Origin of the sequence: Embleya sp. NPDC005575, assembly GCF_040605455.1 — a bacterium.
Taxonomy (GTDB): Bacteria; Actinomycetota; Actinomycetes; order Streptomycetales; family Streptomycetaceae; genus Embleya.
Genome location: NZ_JBEXCV010000179.1, coordinates 1 through 16,660, shown reverse-complemented (window position 1 = coordinate 16,660; position 16,660 = coordinate 1). Strand labels below are relative to the sequence as shown.

At 73.0% G+C, this 16,660-nt stretch carries 14 protein-coding genes; 8 read left to right on the top strand and 6 right to left on the bottom strand.

Annotated elements, in window-relative coordinates:
- Nucleotides 1–74: 74 nt before the first annotated feature.
- From ABZS54_RS36825 to ABZS54_RS36810, 4 genes are all read right to left on the bottom strand, one after another.
- Nucleotides 75–1,244, bottom strand: a complete 1,170-nt coding sequence (locus ABZS54_RS36825; protein ID WP_355546224.1) for a hypothetical protein — start codon at nt 1,242–1,244, stop codon at nt 75–77.
- 140 nt (nt 1,245–1,384) lie between these two features.
- Nucleotides 1,385–2,257 (bottom strand): acyl-CoA thioesterase II, encoded by an 873-nt coding sequence (locus tag ABZS54_RS36820; RefSeq protein WP_040877604.1) that lies wholly within the window; start codon nt 2,255–2,257, stop codon nt 1,385–1,387.
- 25 nt (nt 2,258–2,282) lie between these two features.
- Complete coding sequence (locus tag ABZS54_RS36815) at nt 2,283–4,004, bottom strand: penicillin-binding transpeptidase domain-containing protein (RefSeq protein WP_355546222.1); 1,722 nt, start codon at nt 4,002–4,004, stop codon at nt 2,283–2,285.
- Between the two features lie 143 nt (nt 4,005–4,147).
- Nucleotides 4,148–4,690 (bottom strand): low molecular weight phosphatase family protein, encoded by a 543-nt coding sequence (locus tag ABZS54_RS36810; RefSeq protein WP_355546220.1) that lies wholly within the window; start codon nt 4,688–4,690, stop codon nt 4,148–4,150.
- 117 nt (nt 4,691–4,807) lie between these two features.
- On the opposite strand from ABZS54_RS36810, the gene ABZS54_RS36805 reads away from it, so the two are divergent.
- The 7 genes from ABZS54_RS36805 (at nt 4,808) to ABZS54_RS36775 (ending at nt 13,863) form a co-directional block, all read left to right on the top strand.
- Nucleotides 4,808–6,130 (top strand): DUF5685 family protein, encoded by a 1,323-nt coding sequence (locus ABZS54_RS36805; protein WP_355546218.1) that lies wholly within the window; start codon nt 4,808–4,810, stop codon nt 6,128–6,130.
- Between the two features lie 244 nt (nt 6,131–6,374).
- Entirely contained in the window at nt 6,375–7,184 is an 810-nt protein-coding gene (locus tag ABZS54_RS36800; RefSeq protein ID WP_355546216.1) for a glycosyltransferase family 2 protein, read from the top strand.
- On the top strand, nt 7,181–8,587 hold the full coding sequence (locus tag ABZS54_RS36795) for a glycosyltransferase (protein WP_355546214.1): 1,407 nt from the start codon (nt 7,181–7,183) through the stop codon (nt 8,585–8,587). Before ABZS54_RS36800 ends, ABZS54_RS36795 begins: the two co-directional genes overlap by 4 nt.
- A complete protein-coding gene (locus ABZS54_RS36790; RefSeq protein ID WP_355546212.1) occupies nt 8,584–9,876 on the top strand; it encodes an oligosaccharide flippase family protein in 1,293 nt (430 codons plus the stop codon). The genes ABZS54_RS36795 and ABZS54_RS36790 overlap by 4 nt, the downstream gene beginning before the upstream one ends.
- Nucleotides 9,873–12,686 carry a glycosyltransferase gene (locus tag ABZS54_RS36785; RefSeq protein ID WP_355546210.1) on the top strand — a complete coding sequence of 938 codons (2,814 nt, stop codon included), beginning with the start codon at nt 9,873–9,875 and terminating at the stop codon, nt 12,684–12,686. Before ABZS54_RS36790 ends, ABZS54_RS36785 begins: the two co-directional genes overlap by 4 nt.
- Nucleotides 12,683–13,027 carry a hypothetical protein gene (locus tag ABZS54_RS36780; RefSeq protein ID WP_355546208.1) on the top strand — a complete coding sequence of 115 codons (345 nt, stop codon included), beginning with the start codon at nt 12,683–12,685 and terminating at the stop codon, nt 13,025–13,027. The genes ABZS54_RS36785 and ABZS54_RS36780 overlap by 4 nt, the downstream gene beginning before the upstream one ends.
- The gene (locus ABZS54_RS36775) at nt 13,024–13,863 is read left to right on the top strand and encodes a polysaccharide deacetylase family protein (protein ID WP_355546206.1); all 840 of its coding nucleotides are present in this window, start codon (nt 13,024–13,026) and stop codon (nt 13,861–13,863) included. Before ABZS54_RS36780 ends, ABZS54_RS36775 begins: the two co-directional genes overlap by 4 nt.
- A 34-nt stretch (nt 13,864–13,897) precedes the next feature.
- Here ABZS54_RS36775 and ABZS54_RS36770 read toward each other — a convergent pair whose 3' ends face one another.
- The gene (locus ABZS54_RS36770; protein ID WP_355546204.1) at nt 13,898–14,695 is read right to left on the bottom strand and encodes a glycoside hydrolase family 16 protein; all 798 of its coding nucleotides are present in this window, start codon (nt 14,693–14,695) and stop codon (nt 13,898–13,900) included.
- Between the two features lie 9 nt (nt 14,696–14,704).
- Complete coding sequence (locus ABZS54_RS36765) at nt 14,705–15,913, bottom strand: ATP-grasp domain-containing protein (RefSeq protein ID WP_355546202.1); 1,209 nt, start codon at nt 15,911–15,913, stop codon at nt 14,705–14,707.
- A 96-nt stretch (nt 15,914–16,009) separates the two neighbouring features.
- Here ABZS54_RS36765 and ABZS54_RS36760 point away from each other — a divergent pair.
- Nucleotides 16,010–16,660: SidA/IucD/PvdA family monooxygenase (locus tag ABZS54_RS36760; protein ID WP_355546200.1), on the top strand; the 651-nt coding region annotated here is incomplete at its 3' end.

The following is a 16,660-nucleotide window of genomic DNA, read 5'->3' as shown; positions in this document are numbered from 1 at the left end:
CCGGCTCCGCACCGCCGCCGTGACCGGGCCCGCGGCGCCCGCCCCGCCCGTCCCGAAGGCGCCCGCGGCGGTGGTCAGTGCTGCGGGGCGGTCGAACCGTCGCCCAGGTCGATGTGCACCGCCGCCCCCGCGACCGTCCAGGCGAAGAACGGCAGCGCCGCCGAGATCGCCGCACGGCGGGCCCGCCGTTCCGTCGGGGACAGACCGAAGCGTTCCCGGAAGACCAGCGCGCCGCTCCGACGGCCGGTGCGAGGGGACAGGTACCACCCGTCCGTCGTGACACCGGGCCGGAAGTACGCGTTCAGCTCGGCCCCCCGGAATTCGACGTCGACCAGCTGCGCCCAGGTCAGCCGGGCGATCTTCCCGCGCACGGAGGTGCGGGTGATGCCGGTGCCGTCGATCCGCAGCGTCGGCACGGTCAACGGAATGAACAGGAACATGATCGACGGGATGGCGACCATGAGCGGCGGGACCAGGTAACTCAAGGCCCGTGACCGGTCGTCGCCGGCGAACCCGGTCAGACCGCCGACGAGGGAGAGCACGCCCAGCCCGGCCCCGTTGTACGCGATCAGCCGAAGCAGGCGCACCCCGCGCCGCGGCGCGAGCACCAGCCCGCCGGGATCGATGCCGGCCGGTACGCCCGCCCGCGGGTCGTGCCCGGCGGCGGTCGCGCTCAGCGCCGGGCTCGGCTCGGCGTCCGGGGTGTACACGAAGGCGTGCAGGCCACCCGGCAGCGCGATCACCGCACCGGTGATCGGATCGCCCGCGCACCACAGCCGGGTCACGTTCGACGCGCGCACCTGCCGCCGCAGCTCGGCCGACCAGGGGATGTCCAGGTCGAGCAGCGTGTCGCCGTCCGCCTTGAGCAACCGCACGCCCTCGATCCGGTACCCATCCGGATGTTCCACCTCCGTGAAGGTGAACCGGACCGGCACCCACGGATGCTCCCGCAGCAGTCGGTGCACCGCCCGGCCCGCACTCACGTGGTTGGCGATCCTGGCCGGGACCCAGAGAACGAAAAAGATCGTGAAGATCACGCCGACGACCACCGAGGCCCCGGCGCCAGGTGCGCCCTGCCGGCCCCATCCGTACCCGAGCAGCGCACCGGAGATCACCAGCCCGTACAGCAGCCCCCGCAGCCGCTTGCCGAGTGCGCCCCGACGTGATCGGCCGATCTGCGCCGCGACCCCGGGCGACGCGATCGCCGCTCCCGGTGCGGGCGTTTGCTCGAACAACTCGGACACGGCAGCCCCCCCGACCTTCAATCCGAATTCGGGGAGCCTAACCGCAATCGACCGGGCATGGACCACGAAACCAAGCAAGTCCCCTGCCCCGAACGGAGATTCGTGGCGGGTCGGGCCGGCGGCGGAGCGCGCGCCGGACGCTACCGCTGCCGGATCACCGCCTCCTGCACCACTGATGCCACCAGCACTCCGTCGTGGTTGTAGAACTCGCCCATCGCCAGCCCGCGGGCATCCTGGGCGGACGGCGAAGCCTGGGCGAACAGCAGCCACTCGTCGGCGCGGAACGGACGCAGGAACCACACCGCGTGGTCGAGCGAGGCCATCTGCAGCTTCGACGGATCGGTGATGTACGGCTTGGCCGCAGTGCCCGCGAGCGTCAGGTCGGACATGTAGGTCAGCCCGCACACGTGCAGCAGCGGGTCGTCCGGAAGCTGCTTGGCGGCCCGCATCCACACCCTCTGGTGCGGGATGCCGTCGACGATGTGGGTGCCCGGTGATCGGTCCTCCGGGACGAAGCGCAGGTCCATCAGCAGCCGGGTCTGCGACTCCTCGTAGTGCGCGCGCTCCTCGGCGGACAGCTTCTCGTACGGATCCGGGAGGTCCTCCGGAAGCGGGACGTCCGGCATCGCGCGGCGGTGCCCCGGGGTCTCCTCGGCCACCTTGAAGGACGCCGACAGCGTGAAGATCACCGCGCCGTGTTGTACGCCGGTCACGCGCCGAGTCGCGAACGAGCGCCCGTCCCGGACCCGGTCGACCTGGTACACGATGGGTGCCGTGGTGCTGCCGGGGCGCAGGAAGTAGCTGTGCAGCGAGTGCACGTGCCGGTCCGGGACCACCGTGCGGCCCGCCGCCACCAGGGCCTGGGCGGCGACCTGGCCGCCGAAGGCCCGCAGCGGCGCGCCGGCGTGGCACCAGCCCCGGAAGATGTTCTCCTCGATCTGCTCCAAGCGCAGCAGGTCGAGGAAGGTCTCGGCCCGGCCAGGGCCCTCGTCGGCAAGATCGTGTTCGCTCACGCTGCCCATGATGGACTACGGCCGCTCAGCCCGCCGCACCCAGGAACGACTTGACGATCGGCCCGGCCGACCTACCGCCGGTGATGCCGCCCTCGACCCAGACCGCGACCGCGATGTCGCCGCGATAGGCGACCATCCAGCCGTTGTTCGGTTTGCCGCCGCCGACCTCGGCGGTGCCGGTCTTGGCGCCCACGTCGCCGCCGAGCCCGCCGAGCGAGTCATGCGCGGTGCCCTCGGTGACCACCGCCCGCATCAGCGTGCGCAACCGGCTGCTCACCGCGGGTGCGAGCCCGCGCGGAGCCCGCCACAGGCCCTCCTGGTCGACGAGCAGATGCGGCTGGCGGAACGTACCGGACTTGGCGGTGGCGACCACCGAGGCCATGGTGAGCGGGTTCATCTGCACCTGGCCCTGGCCGATCATGTTCGCGGCCTTCATGGTGTCGTCGGTCGCGACGGGTACTCGGCCGTCGAACGAGACGATCCCGGTCTTCCAGTTGCCGCCGATGCCGAAGCAGTCGTGCGCGATGCCGGCCAGGTCCCCGCCGGTGAGCTTGCCGGACAGGTTCGCCATCGTGGTGTTGCAGGACTGGGCGAAGGCGAGCTTGAAGGTGCCCTCGGGGAACGCGCGCCCCTCGGAGTTGGTGAATCGCATACCGCCCGCGTTCGCCGATTCGGGACAGCCGACCTTGTCGTCCAGGTCGACCGCGCCCTTGGTCAGCAGCGTTGCCGCCGTGACGATCTTCAGCGTCGAGCCGGGCGGGGTGGTGCCCAGGAACGCGTTGTTCGGGCCGCCCGCCGGGTTGTTCGCCAGCGCGACGATCTCGCCGGTACCGATCCGCACCGCCGCGAGCGAGGTGGTCCGCGACTCGCCCCCGACCGCCTGCTCGGCCGCCGCCTGGAGCTTGGCGTCGAGCGTGGTCCGCACGCCGCCGTCCGCGGGCGGCGCGGTCTGCACCGTGCCGACCGTGGCGACCTGCTTGACCGTGGCGCTCGTGCCCGCGTCGACCAGCAGCACCGTGCCGCCGGACGCGGCCTGCTCGGCGGGCCGGGCCTTGCTCGCCAGTCCGGTCCGGATCGCGGCCAGCGAGGGGTAGTCGGTCGGCGACAGCGCCGAGCCGTCCTTCGCGCGCAACTCCTCGCCGCCGACGCCGCCCTGATTGGGCGCCAGCTTGAGCCGGGTGGTCGCGGTCAGCTCCGGATGCAGCGCGGTCGGCGCCCAGCCGACCAGGTAGCCCCGGTCAGGCGCCTTGGCGACGGTCAGCGTGCCGGTGTACGTCCATTCGCCGGCGTTTTCGAGCGTCAGCCGTGCCTCGAACGGCACCGGGATACCGCCGTCCGGCCGTTCGGGTTGCGCCTCGCCCACGGTGAGGCGGCGACTGCTCACCCGGAGCCCGTCGTCCAGACCCACCAGGGCCGCGCCCGCCGCGTTCGGATCGGTGGTGAGCGCGCCCGCGCCGGTCCAATTGCCCGCCTGCCACTCGCCGAGGAAGCGCCGCGCGGCGTTGCGCGGACTCCGCTCCACGGCGCCCGCCGTCCCGGACGCGGTCGATGGTGTCTTGGCGGTCGAGGCGGGGTCGTCCTGCCTCAGGAACGAGTAGGCCCCGTAACCCGTGCCGACGACCAGTAACAGCGCCAAGACGAGGAAAACCCAGCCGTGCCGGCGCCGGTTCTCGTCCTCGTAGTCGCCGTCGTGACCGCCGTACTCGCGGTCGCCCTGGTCGTTCCGGTTGTGCTCTGCGTCGCGCATGACCACCCCACCCGGTACCGCCGATCCCCACGACGGGACAGCGAGTCTACGAGGCAGCCAAAAGGTCGGTGTGCCCAGGGGCCTTGCCGTACGGCGAGGAAAGATCATTTGTTCGAATGAGCCGGCTCGCCGCCGCGAACGGATCACCCCGCCAGCAGGCCCACCAGCCGCGCGGTGAGTTCGTCCGCGCGGGCGCCCATCACCCGGAACGACTCGAGCGGTTCGCCCATCGGGTCGTCGAGTTCGTCGGCGGGACGGGCCAGTCGGTTCGCCGGTCGCAGGGCGTCGACCCGGGCCACCCAGTCGGTGAGCGGCAGTTCGCCGCGCGGGCCGAACCGCTCGCCCAGCCGCACGAGTTCGCCGAGCACGAAGGTGCGGGGCAGGGCATCGGCGGCGAGCGCCTCGATCGCCCAGTGGTGTTCGCGCGACATGCCGATCACCAGGTCGGCCGCGCGCAGCAGGTCGGCGGTGAGCTTGCGGCTGCGGTGCGTGCCCGGGTCGATCCCGTATTCGCGCAGCACCAGAGCGCTGTTGTCGGCCATCGGCCGGCTGTTCCAATCGATCGTGCCCGCGGAGGAGATTTCGGCGGGCAGCGCCGAACCGGCCAGCCGGTGCCGCAACAGCGCCTCGACCAAGGGGGAGCGGCAGATGTTCCCGCTGCAGACGACCAGTATCGATGCGCTCACGCTGCGGATCCTACGGGTGGGCCGGTCGTCGGCCCCGGCCGGCCCGGGTGCGGATCCCGAACGGAGGTGACGGGTGATCAGTAGGCTGAGCCGTCCGTGGGGGACCGGAACGGCGCAGTGAAATGGGGCGAGGGGTTGTTCGGGATCATCCGGCCGTGCCGGCATCGACTGTCGGAGAAACTGCAGAGCGAGTGGATGGCGCATCTGTGCGGCATGTGTCTCGCGCTGCGGGACGACCACGGGCAGGCGGCCCGGGTCGCCACCAACTACGACGGGCTGATCATCTCGGTCCTGGTCGAGGCGCAGTGCGCGCGGCCCACGGCGGACGGCCGACGCAAGGCCGGCCCGTGCCCGCTGCGCGCGATGCGTCGGGCCGACGTCGCGATGGGCGAGGGTGCCCGGTTGGCGGGCGCGGTGTCCCTGGTGCTCGCGTCGGCGAAGATGCGCGACCACATCGACGACGGTGACGGCGTGTACAAGCGGCGCGCGGTGGCGGGGGGTGCGCGCCGGGTTGCCGAGCGCTGGGCCCGCCAGGGTGCGGACGCCGCGCTGGAGGTCGGCTTCGACACGGCCGTGATGGTCGAGGCGGTGGACCGGCAGGTCGAGGTCGAGGCGCTGGCCGGGCCGGGTGTGTCCGTGCTGACCGTGACCGAACCCACCGAGACCGCGACCGGCGCCGCGTTCGCGCACACCGCGGTGCTGGCCGAACGCCCGGACAACGCCAAGTCGTTGGCCGAGGCGGGTCGGTTGTTCGGGCGGCTCGCGCACCTGCTCGACGCGGTCGAGGACATCCACGCCGACCGTGCGGCCGGCGCCTGGAACCCGCTGCTCGCCACCGGGACCGGGCCGGACGAGGCGCACCGGTTGTGCCGCGACGCCGCCACCGGGATCAGACTCGCGCTGGCCGAGGTCGAGTTCGTCGACGGCGTGCTCGTGCACCGGCTGCTCGTGCACGAGATCGACGAGGCGATCGACCGGTCCTTCCGGCACGCGGGCTTCCCGGTCGAGTCGCCGTCCTGCTCGGTCGGCGGCAAACACGGCAACGGCTGTGCCAAGCACGGCGAACGGCCCGAACGGCGTCTGGCCGCGCGGCCCGAGGGTTCCTGGCCCAACCAGCAGCCGCCCTACCCGCAGCCGCCGAACCAGCAGCCGCCCGGGAATCCCTACGACCCGAACAGCCCGTGGGGTCCGCCCGGTGGTCCGACCCCGCCGCCTCCGCCGCCCGGCGGGCACAACGTGTTCGTCGCCTGCGCGATCTGGGCCGGGTTGTGCTGCACGTGCCAGTGGTGCTGCCGCGAATCGTTCGAGGACCCGTGCACCGGCCAACAGCGGCAGGGCTGCTGCCACAAGTGCGACTGCGGGGACTGCTGCGACGGTTGTGACTGCTGCGGCAGCTGCTGTGAGTGCGGCGAATGTTGTTCGTGCGACTGCTCCTGCTGAAACGGCCGATATCGCCCCAAGAGGCACGGAAATCACCGAACTGGCATTCGACGGTAAAAACGCCCAACCGTAACGTCTTGGCAAAGCATCTTCGGTCCGATTGACCCTGCTTTCGCCGCCCAACCACGATCAGCGATGACCGGGTGTCGTGCCATCGACACCCGGCGTCACCGATCTCGGGCCGGTCCGCCGGCCCGATGCCGGGCGCCTCCCGGGGCGCGCGGCAGACGGGAGGGGGCCGGTCATGCACGACACGACGCACACGGCACACGCGACACGTCCATTGCCCCGGATCGCCGAACTGCCCGGCGGTACACCGCTGCGCGCCGGGCACTCGGTACCGGACGCGGTGCCGCGCGACCGGGTCACCCTGGTCGTACCGGCCCGCAACGAGGCCCGCAACCTGCCCTGGGTGCTCCAACAGATACCCGAAGGCGTCGACGAGGTCCTGTTGATCGACGGCGACTCCACCGACGCCACCTCGCTGATCACCCGCCGCTACCTGCCCGCGGCCCGGGTCATCCCGCAGTCCGGGCCCGGTAAGGGCAGTGCGCTGCGCACCGGATTCCGGCACGCGACCGGCGACATCATCGTCACCATCGACGCCGACGGCAGCATGTCGCCGCAGGAGATCCCGCACTACGTGCACTTCCTGACCAACGGCTACGACTTCGTCAAGGGCTCCCGGTTCGTCGGCGGCGGCGGATCGCTCGACCTGACCACGCTGCGCAGTATGGGCAATTACGCGCTGATGGCGCTGGTGAGTCGGCTCTACCGCTACCGGCTCACCGATCTGTGCTACGGCTTCTGTGCGTTTCGCCGGTGCTTCCTCGACCATCTCGACCTGCGCTCGACCGGCTTCGAGATCGAGGCCGAGATGATCGTCCGCGCGCTCCGCGCCGGGCTGCGCATCGCCGAGGTGCCCAGTCTCGAACTGCCTCGCCGCAGCGGCCGATCCAACCTCAACGCGTTGCGCGACGGACACCGGGTGCTGCGCACCGTGCTGCGCGAGCACGGCGGCGTGCGGACGATCCGGGCAGGGGAGGGCGGTTGACCTCGCGACCCGATCCGGACCCGAACCCGACGCCGCTGATCCCGAGCCGGCGCCCGGCCGAGCACACCGACCCGCCGTCCGGCCCGGACCCGGCCGCCGCACCTACCCCGGTATGCATCCCGCGCCCGGTCGCGCCGAGCCGCACGGCCGCCGACCCCGCCGTCGCCCCGCGCGACCTGGTGCATGTGCGCGTGCTCGACCTGACCGCCGCCGGCATCGCCCGGCTGACCACCCCCGACGGCCGACCGGCCGAGTGCCCCACGGGCGCCGTACTCGCCCTGGTCCGGCACAACGGCACCCCCGTGGGCCTGCTCGACCTGGAATCGTACGACGCCGACCCGGATCGGCTGATCGCCGCCGCCGATGCCCGATTCGGTATCCCCGCCCCGCCCGACCACAGCCCCGGACCGCCCGCACGCCGGGAAACGCCGCGGGTCAGCGTGATCGTGGCGACCCGGGAGCGACCCGAAATGCTCGCCGCGTGCCTGCGCACCCTGCTGTGGCAGACCTATCCCGACATCGAGCTGATCGTGGTGGACAACGCGCCCACCACCAACCGCACCGCGAGCGTGGTCCGCGGCGGCTGTGCCGGCCTGGTGCGCTACGTCCGCGAACCCCGCGCCGGCCTGGCGCTCGCGCACAACCGAGGCATCGCCGCCGCCACCGGCGAACTGCTCGCCTTCACCGACGACGACGTGCTGGCCGACCCCGGCTGGGTCGCCGGCCTGGTCGCCGGCTTCGCCCGGGCGGGCCGGCCAGGGTGTGTCACCGGGCTGATCCTGCCCGCCGAATTGCGCACCCCCGCGCAGCTGCTGCTGCATCACCACGGGGGCTTCGCCAAGGGGTTCGAGCCCGTGCTGTACGACGCCCAGGCGCCGCCGACGGATCCGCTGTTCCCGTTCACCGCGGGCCGCTTCGGTTCGGGCGCGAACATGGCCTTTCGTGCCGACGTGCTGCGCGCGATGGGCGGCTTCGACCCGGCGACCGGGGCCGGCACGCCCGCGCGCGGCGGCGACGACCTGCTCGCGTTCTTTCGCACCATCGTGCGTGGCCACCGGATCGGCTACGAACCCGGCGCGCTGATCTGGCACCGGCATCGCGCCGATCGCGCCGCGGTGGCGCACCAGGTCCGCGGCTACGGCACCGGCCTGGGCGCCTACCTGACCGCCGCCGTGCTGCGCGAGCCGCGCACGCTCGGCGTGCTCGCCCGCCGCGTGCCCGGCGGCATCCGGTACGCCCTGGCCCGCACCCGCGCGCCCGGCCGGCCCGAAGTCCCCTGGCCCGCCCGCCTGACCGGGCTCGAACGTCGTGCGCTGGCCGGCGGCCCGCTCGCCTACCTGCACGCCCGGGTGCGCATGCACGGCGTGCGAACGCCCTGGGAGCAACCGGAGCAGGCCCGGTGACGCAGGCTCAGCTGCGCCGGCCGAGCCGCCTTCGGGTGGATCCGCTGCTGCGCAACGGCCATGTGCTGACCGTCGGATCGCTGGTCACCTCGGCATTCGGCGCCGGCTACTGGGCACTTGCCACCCGCTGGTACGGCGACGCGACGGTGGGCCGCAGCTACGCCGCCGTGTCCGCGCTGATGCTGCTCTCCGGGCTGGGCCAACTGGGCCTGGGCAACGTGCTCGTGCGTTTCCTGCCGCAGGCGGGGCAGGACCGGCGCGCGCTGATCCGAGCCGGGTACGCCGCCTCGTGCGGCGCCACGCTGGTCGCGGTGGTGGGCTTCCTGGCGCTGATCCCGGTGTGCGCGCCGGGCCTGGGGTTCCTCCGCGAACCGGCGGCCGGGTGCTGCTTCGTGGCCACCACCGTGGCGTACGCACTGTTCGCGCTCCAGGACGGCGCGCTCACCGGACTGCGCCGACCGGGACTGGTGGTGGGCAAGAACAGCGGCTTCGCGGTCGCCAAGATCGTCTTCGTCGCCGCGCTCGCCGGGCTCATGCCCACGATCGGGATCCTGATGTCCTGGACACTCGCCCTGGTCGCCGCCCTGGTCGTGGTGGACGCGTGGTTGTTCGCCCGACTGCTGCCGACCAGCCGGCCCGGGTGCGTTCGGGACGGGTCCGGCTTCCTGCTCGGCCGTTCCGTCCTGCGCTACGCCGGCGCCGACTATCTGGGCACGCTGTGCTGGCTGGCCGCGACCACGCTGCCGCCGATCATCGTGCTGGAGCACGTCGGTGCCCGGGAGAGCGCCTACTTCTCGCTCGCCTGGGTGGTGGCCAACACGCTCTACCTGATCAGCCTCAACATGGGTGCGTCGCTGCTGGTCGAGGCGGCCGGCGAGCGCGCCGGACTCGGCGCGGCCTGCCGTCGGGTGCTCCGGCACACCGGAGCACTGCTCGCACTCGCGATCACCGCTCTCGTCGCCGGCGCGCCGCTGGTGCTGCGCGTGTTCGGGCCCGGCTATGCCCGCAACGGGTCGACGCTGCTGCAACTCCTGGCCCTGTCCGCGCTGCCACACCTGGTGGTCGCCACCGCGATCGGCGCATGCCGCGTGCTCGGCCGGATGCGCGTGGTGGTTGCCATCCAGGCCGCGCTCGCCACCGTCGTACTGACCCTGACCGTCGTCCTGCTGCCCGTGCTCGGCGTGCTCGGCGCCGGCGTCGCATGGCTCGGTGCGCAGACCGCGACCGCGCTCGCGCTGCTGACCGCCCGCCGGGTCTGGCTGCCCACCACCCCCGGGAGGCCCGCATGACGGAGACCCCACCGCAAACCAGGCGCCTGGCCTGGGTCGCCATCCGGGCCGAGGAGGCGGCCGTCCGGCGGGCCCGGGCGGCGGCGGCCCGGCAGGCCGTGCCACCGGCGGAGCACACGCCGCCCCGACCCACCCTGACCGTGATCGTCTGCGCCTACACGATGGACCGCTGGGACGACCTGAGCGCCGCCCTCGCCTCGATCCGAGCGCAGGACGAGCCACCAGCCGAGACGATCCTGGTCGCCGACCACTGCCACGAACTCGCCACCCGCGCCACCCGCGAGTTCACCGACATCACCGTGCTGCGCAACCGCGGTCGACGCGGCCTCTCCGGGGCGCGCAACACCGGCGTCGAGGGGGCCCACGGCGAGATCGTGGCCTTCCTCGACGACGACGCGGTGGCCGAACCCGACTGGACCATGCGCCTGCTCGACGGCTACACCGACCCGAAGGTGCTCGGCGTCGGCGGCCGGATCCGGCCGAACTGGGACACCGGGCGCCCGGCCTGGTTCCCGGCCGAGTTCGACTGGGTGGTCGGCTGCACCTACCGGGGCATGCCCGAACACGCCGCGCCGGTACGCAACCTGATCGGCGCCAACATGTCCTTCCGGCGCGGCGTGCTGCTCGACATCGGCGGTTTCCGCACCGACCTGGGCCGGGTCGGCACCCGCCCGCTGGGCTGCGAGGAGACCGAGCTGTGCATCCGCGCGGCGGCCCGGCACCGCGGCGGCACGCTCGGCTACCAGCCCGCCGCCGTGGTCCGCCACCGTGTCCCGGCCGCGCGCACCACATGGCGCTACTTCCGGGCCCGCTGCTGGGCCGAGGGCCTGTCCAAGGCCGCGGTCAGCCGGCACACCGGCACCGACACCGCGCTCGCGTCCGAGCGTTCCTACCTGGCCTCGACCATCCCGCGGGCCCTGGTCCGGCCGTTCGCGCCGGACGCCGCGCCACCCAAGGCCACCATCCCCGCCCTGGCCCTGGGCGTGCTCACCACCGCGCTCGGGTACGCGACCGGTCGGCTGCGCGGCCTGGGCCACGAGCCGCTGCCGACCGCCGCGGCGCTCGCCTTCCGCGCGTTCGGGCTGCTCGCCCTGCCGGTCGCCGCGCTGCTGTGGGTGCTCGCGATGCGCATGCCGGTCGCGGTGGACCGGATGGGCGGCCTCGGCTTGCTGGACGTGCTGCCGGTCCTGTACTGGTGCGCGCTGGGCCTGCTCACCGCGGGCTTCGCCGCGACCCTGCTCGACCGCGCCGCCCGGGCGCCCCGATACGCGCTGTACACCGCCGCGTTGGTGACCATGCTGCATGCGACGCCCGCCGTGCTGTACGAGCACCTGCGCTACGCGTGGGCATGGAAGCACGTCGAGGTGGTCGACCAGTTTCTGCGCACCGGCGAAACCCTCCCGCACGCGGGCGAGTTGGCGCCGTATCACCAATGGCCGGGCTTCTTCGCCGCTGCCGCCGCCGTGGTTCGCGGCATCGGCGTGCACGACGCGCTGACCCTGGCGACCTGGTCGCCGCTCGCCTTCGACCTGCTGCTGATCGGCCCGCTGGTCCTGCTTTATCGCACCCTCACCCGCAACCGGCGGATCGTCTGGACGGCGGTGTGGATCTACTTCGGCACCGCGTGGGTCGGCCAGGACTACTTCGCGCCGCAGACCTTCGCGTTCGTACTCTACGTGAGCATCCTGGCGCTGGTCCTGGACCGCGACCGACGCCCGCTCGCCACCCTCACCCTGTGCGCGCCGCTCGTGCTCGCGGTGGTGACGGCGCATCAGCTCACCCCGCTGATGCTCGTGGTCGCGGCCGGCACGCTGGCCTGCTCGCGCGCCCACCGCCGGGTTGCCCTGCCCCTGCTCGCGCTCACCGCGGTCGCCGTCCCGGCCTGGGACCTGACCGTGGCCCGGCCCTTCGTCTTCGACCAACTCGGCACCTCCTGGTCCCAGTTCGGCGAGTTCGAGGCCAACGCGCACGCCGGGATGGTGGATCTGGGTACCGCCGAGCCCGGGCAAGTGCTGGTCGCCCGGGTCGATCGTGCGCTGACCGCCGGCGTGGTGCTGCTCGCCGCCACCGCGCTGATCCGCTGCCCGCGATTGCGCCGCTCACCCGCCACGTTGCTGGCGATCGCGCCGCTGCCGCTGCTCGCGGCCGGCGCGTACGGCGGCGAAATCATCTTCCGCGTATACCTGTTCGCGCTCCCGGCGGTGGCGTTCTTGATCGCCTCGTGGCTCGCGCCGCTGTTCGGCGACCGACGGCGCCCGCGCCCGCGCGCGGTGCTGCTCCCGGTGGTGTTCGCGCTTCTGCTCACCGGGTTCGTGTTCGGCTACTACGGCAAGGAGCGGCAGAACCACTTTGCCGACGGCGAGATCGCCGCCCGGCAGTGGCTGGCCACGGTGTCCGCCCCCGGAGATCTGATCGTCGCGGCCACCAACAACTTCCCCGGTGCCTACGCCGATTACGAGCGACAACAGCACCGCTGGTTCGCGATGGAGACGTCGACCCTGCGTGAGGGCGTCGTGCGCGATCCGGTCGCCGGCCTGACCGCGCTGGCCGACGAATACGCGGGCAGCACCGCGTATCTGTTCCTGACCGCCGGTCAGCGGGCCGAGTGCGAGCAGACCGGACTGCTGCCGGCGGGCGCACTCGAACGGATGGACCGCACGCTCTCCGCGGCCCCGCGCTTCACCCTGCTCCTGCGCGATCGGGACGCGGTGATCTACCGGATCGACCCGAGCACCGCGTCGACCGGGACCGCGCCGCCGCAGGCCGCCCCGATCCGGGACGCCCCGACCCGAAATGGTCCCCGGCGGTGACCGGCCCCATTCGCGCGGCGCTGCCCGCCGCGGCCGGCTGGCTCGCGTTCGGCGCCCCGGCACTGCCCGCCGGACAACCGCTGCGGGTGCTCGTGGTGGCCGTGTTCCTGGCGGTCGGGCCCGGCTACGCGCTCGCCGGGGACGGCGCCACGGCACTTGCGACCGCGGTGACCTCGGTCGCCGGCAGCGCCGCGCTGTGCGCGCTGACCGCCGAGGCGTTCCTGCTCGCCGGCGCCTTCTCCGGACCCCGCGTGCTCGGCACGCTCGCGGGGCTGACCACCACCGCGGCGCTGATCCGCACCGTCGCGCACACGTACGCCTCGCGAAGGGACATTCGATGAGATCCGAGACCGCGGTTCCGGTACTGCTGTACCACTCGGTACGCGACGACCCGCCGCCGTGGATCGCACCCTTCACGGTCGGCCCGGCCGAGTTCGGCCGCCACCTCGACCGGATCCTGGCCGGCGGCCGGGTCCCGGTGGGCCTGGACCGCTTCACCGAGGCCCTGCACGGCGGGCGCGACCTGCCCCGACACAGCGTGTTGATCACCTTCGACGACGGCTACGCCGACTTCGCCCGGTACGCGCTGCCGCAACTGGTCGAGCGGAATCTGCCCGCGACGCTCTACGTGACCACCGAGGCGCTGTGGCCCACCCCGCGGCCACCGCTGCCGCCCGCCGAGATGCTCACCTGGGACGATCTGCGCAAGATCGTCGACGCGCCGGGCCTGACCATCGGCGCGCACGGCTGTACGCACCGCGAGTTGGACACCCTGCCGGTCGAGCTGATGCACCGCGAGATCACCGACTCGCGCGAGCGACTGGAAGCCGAACTGGAATGCCCGATCACCTCGTTCGCCTACCCGTTCGGCTACAACAACGCGGCCGTGCGGGAGGCGGTGCGACTCGCCGGCTTTCGCACCGCGATGGCCGTGCGCGACGCGCACAGCTCGCGCGAGGACGACCCGTGGCGGATCTCCCGCCTTCTGGTGCGCGCGAACACCGGCGCGACCCGGCTGGACGCCTGGCTGGCCGGCGCCGGCGCCCGGGTCGCACCGTTTCGCGACGGGCTGACCACGCCGGCCTGGCGGGCCTGGCGGCGGACCCGGGCGCGCCGGCGCGGACACCCCGATCCCTGGCGGGGACACCGCGATCCGGTGGCGGGCCGGACCGGGTGACCCGGTGAGCGACCCGTCGGCGGCGGACCCGCCCTCAGGGTGCCCACACCCGCACCGATCGGATCCGCAGCTCGGCGTCGTGTACCTGGTCCGGCACCGGATCCGGATAGCCCATCGCGAGCGTGAACAGCACCTCCATCGGCTCGTTCGGGATGCGCGCCGGATCGGTCACCGTGCACACCCGCTCGCCGTCGATCGACCACGTCAGGCGATCCGACGCCCAATCGAGCGCGAAGTGGTGGAACCGGTCCGACCAGTCGCGCGCGGGCGACTCGTGCACCCACGCCTGCGCACGACCGTCCGGATCGCGCCAGTGCACCGTGGACCGGGCCCGATCGTCCGCGCCGATCAACTCGACCACGTCCACCTCCGGCGGTGTGTACCGGGAGGCGGGCATCAGCCAGAACGCCGGGAACGAGTTCGGCGCGCGCGGCATCAGCAACTCGGCCTCGACCCGGCCGTAGGTGAAGGTGAAGCGCGGGCGGCCGGACCAACTCGGCCGCCCGGTCGAGACCATGCCCGACGCCCACGGGTACACGACGTGGTCCGCGCCGCGGGTGGGCCGGCGCACCGCGCTCAGGATCGCCTGACCCCCGCTCACCCGAACCTGCTCGGGCCGGTACCACTGCTGCTCCCGGTTGCCCGCGTTGGTGCAACCGTCCAGGTTCCAGTCGTAGCAGGTCACCCAGCGCCCGGCGGCCAACGTCGAACCGGTGAAGTCCTCGGCGAACAACAGTCGCGGCCCGGCGGGCGGCCCGGACCCGCAGGCCGCGACCAGCACGGCCGGCAGCAGCAGCGCCACCGCGCGGCGCACCAGCCGGATCACCGTCACCGCACACCCTCAGCGCCCGCGCCGACGCACGGCCACGGCGAGCGCCCGCACCGCGGCCACCGCGGCGGGCAGCGGATCGTCCCAGGTCAGCCACGCCGGTTCCAGGCCGCCGCGGACCGGCGGGTAGCCGGGCGGCCGGGCCGCTCCCGCCCGACCCCGGTAGGCGAACAACGCCGCGACGTCCAAATGCTCGGCGACGTAGCGCCGGCCCTCGCGTTGGGTGCCCGCCGGGATCGTCCGACCGGTCAGGTCCAGGTGCAGGGCGCGCACCACGTCCAGTCCGCGCTCGGTCTCGAACATACGGAACTGGGCGCCCACCCGCGGATTGAAGTCGACCAGCTTGTACCGCCCGTCGCGCAGGTCCAGCCGCCAGTCCAGATCGGCCGGCCCGCGATAGCCGATCGCCCGACACAACCGGGCCGACCGGCGCGCCAGCCCCGGATTGGCCAACGCCCGTGCGTACGTGGTCACGCCCGCGTGCGGCGGCCAGGATCGGAGCTTGAGGCCGGTGAACACCGGTGCGCATCGGCCGTCCGGCGCGGCGTACAGATGCACGATCCAGTCCTGCGCCGCCTCGCGCGGCACGTACGCCTGCAACAACACCGCGCGCGGGGCGCCGACCAGGGCGAGCAGGGCACGCTCGTCGGGCACGAGCGTGGTGCCGGCCACCATCGGGGCGCGCAGCCGATCCCACGGTGCGAGGTTCTTGACCACGACCGGGTAGCCCAACTCGCGTGCGCAGTCGACGAGTCGGTTGCGGTCGGCCGGGAATCGGGTGTCCGGCGCGGGCACCCCGTGGGCCAGACAACGCTGGTAGAGCCCGCGCTTGCCGGCCAGTCCCGCGGGCAGGTCCGGTTCGATCTTCGGCAACAGGAAACACTCGGCCAGCCGGTCCTGCGCACCGGCGGCGAGCAGCGCGGCCTCGTCGTCGGTGGGCACCAGCACCGCGCGGGCGGGCAACCCGCGACCGATTCGCACCAGCCGATCCAGCAGCGCCGCCGGGTCCTCCAGACCGGTGGTGGGCCACACGTGTCGCCGACTCAGATGCCGGGAGAGCGCGGTCGGGGTGTACGCGTCCTCGACCACCGCGTGCACCGCGACGCCCGCCCGCCCGAGCGAACGCACCGCGCCGACCGAGCCGTGATGCAGCGGATAGCGGCCGACCTTGAACAGCAGCGCCGGCACCGAACGATCCAGCTCGACCCCTCGCCCACCCATGTCGTCGCCTCCCCGTCCGGATCTTTCTAGCAGCGCGAACCGACCTTTCACCGGATAAGCCAACAATTCATATCGAATGCCCGAAGGATGCACACCATGACCGTCGCCATCGTCGGAGCGGGTCCCTACGGCCTCTCGCTCGCCGCCCACCTGCGCCAACTCGGGGTGACCACACGCGTGTTCGGCAGGCCCATGGAGAGCTGGCGACGCCACATGCCGGTCGGCATGCTGCTCAAGTCCCGGCCGGACGCGTCCTCGATCGCCGCACCGAGGCCGGGTTTCGACCTGGCCGGCTACCAACGTGACCGGGGCGAACGGCCGCTGACGGGCGATCAGCCAGTGCCCCGGGAGACCTTCGCGGCCTACGGCCGCTGGTATGCCGACCGGCTCGTGCCGGACGTGGATCGGATGCGGATCACCGGCGTCGAACCGGCCGGACACGGCTTCGCGCTCGGCCGCGAGGACGGCACCGAGGTCGAGGTCGACGCGGTCGTGCTGGCCACCGGGCTGGCCGCGCACCGCTATGTGCCGCCCGTGCTGGAACGCCTGGGTGCCGACCTGGTCTCACACTCCGCCGAACACGCGGACCTGGCCGAACTCGGTGCGGACCGGGACATCGTGGTGATCGGCTCGGGTCAATCCGCCCTGGAGAGCGCGGCCTTGCTGCACGAGGGCGGCGCCGCGCGGGTGCGCGTGTTCGGCCGGGCAACCTCGTGCGCAGCAGCCGCGCCGGCACCACCGGCGCGG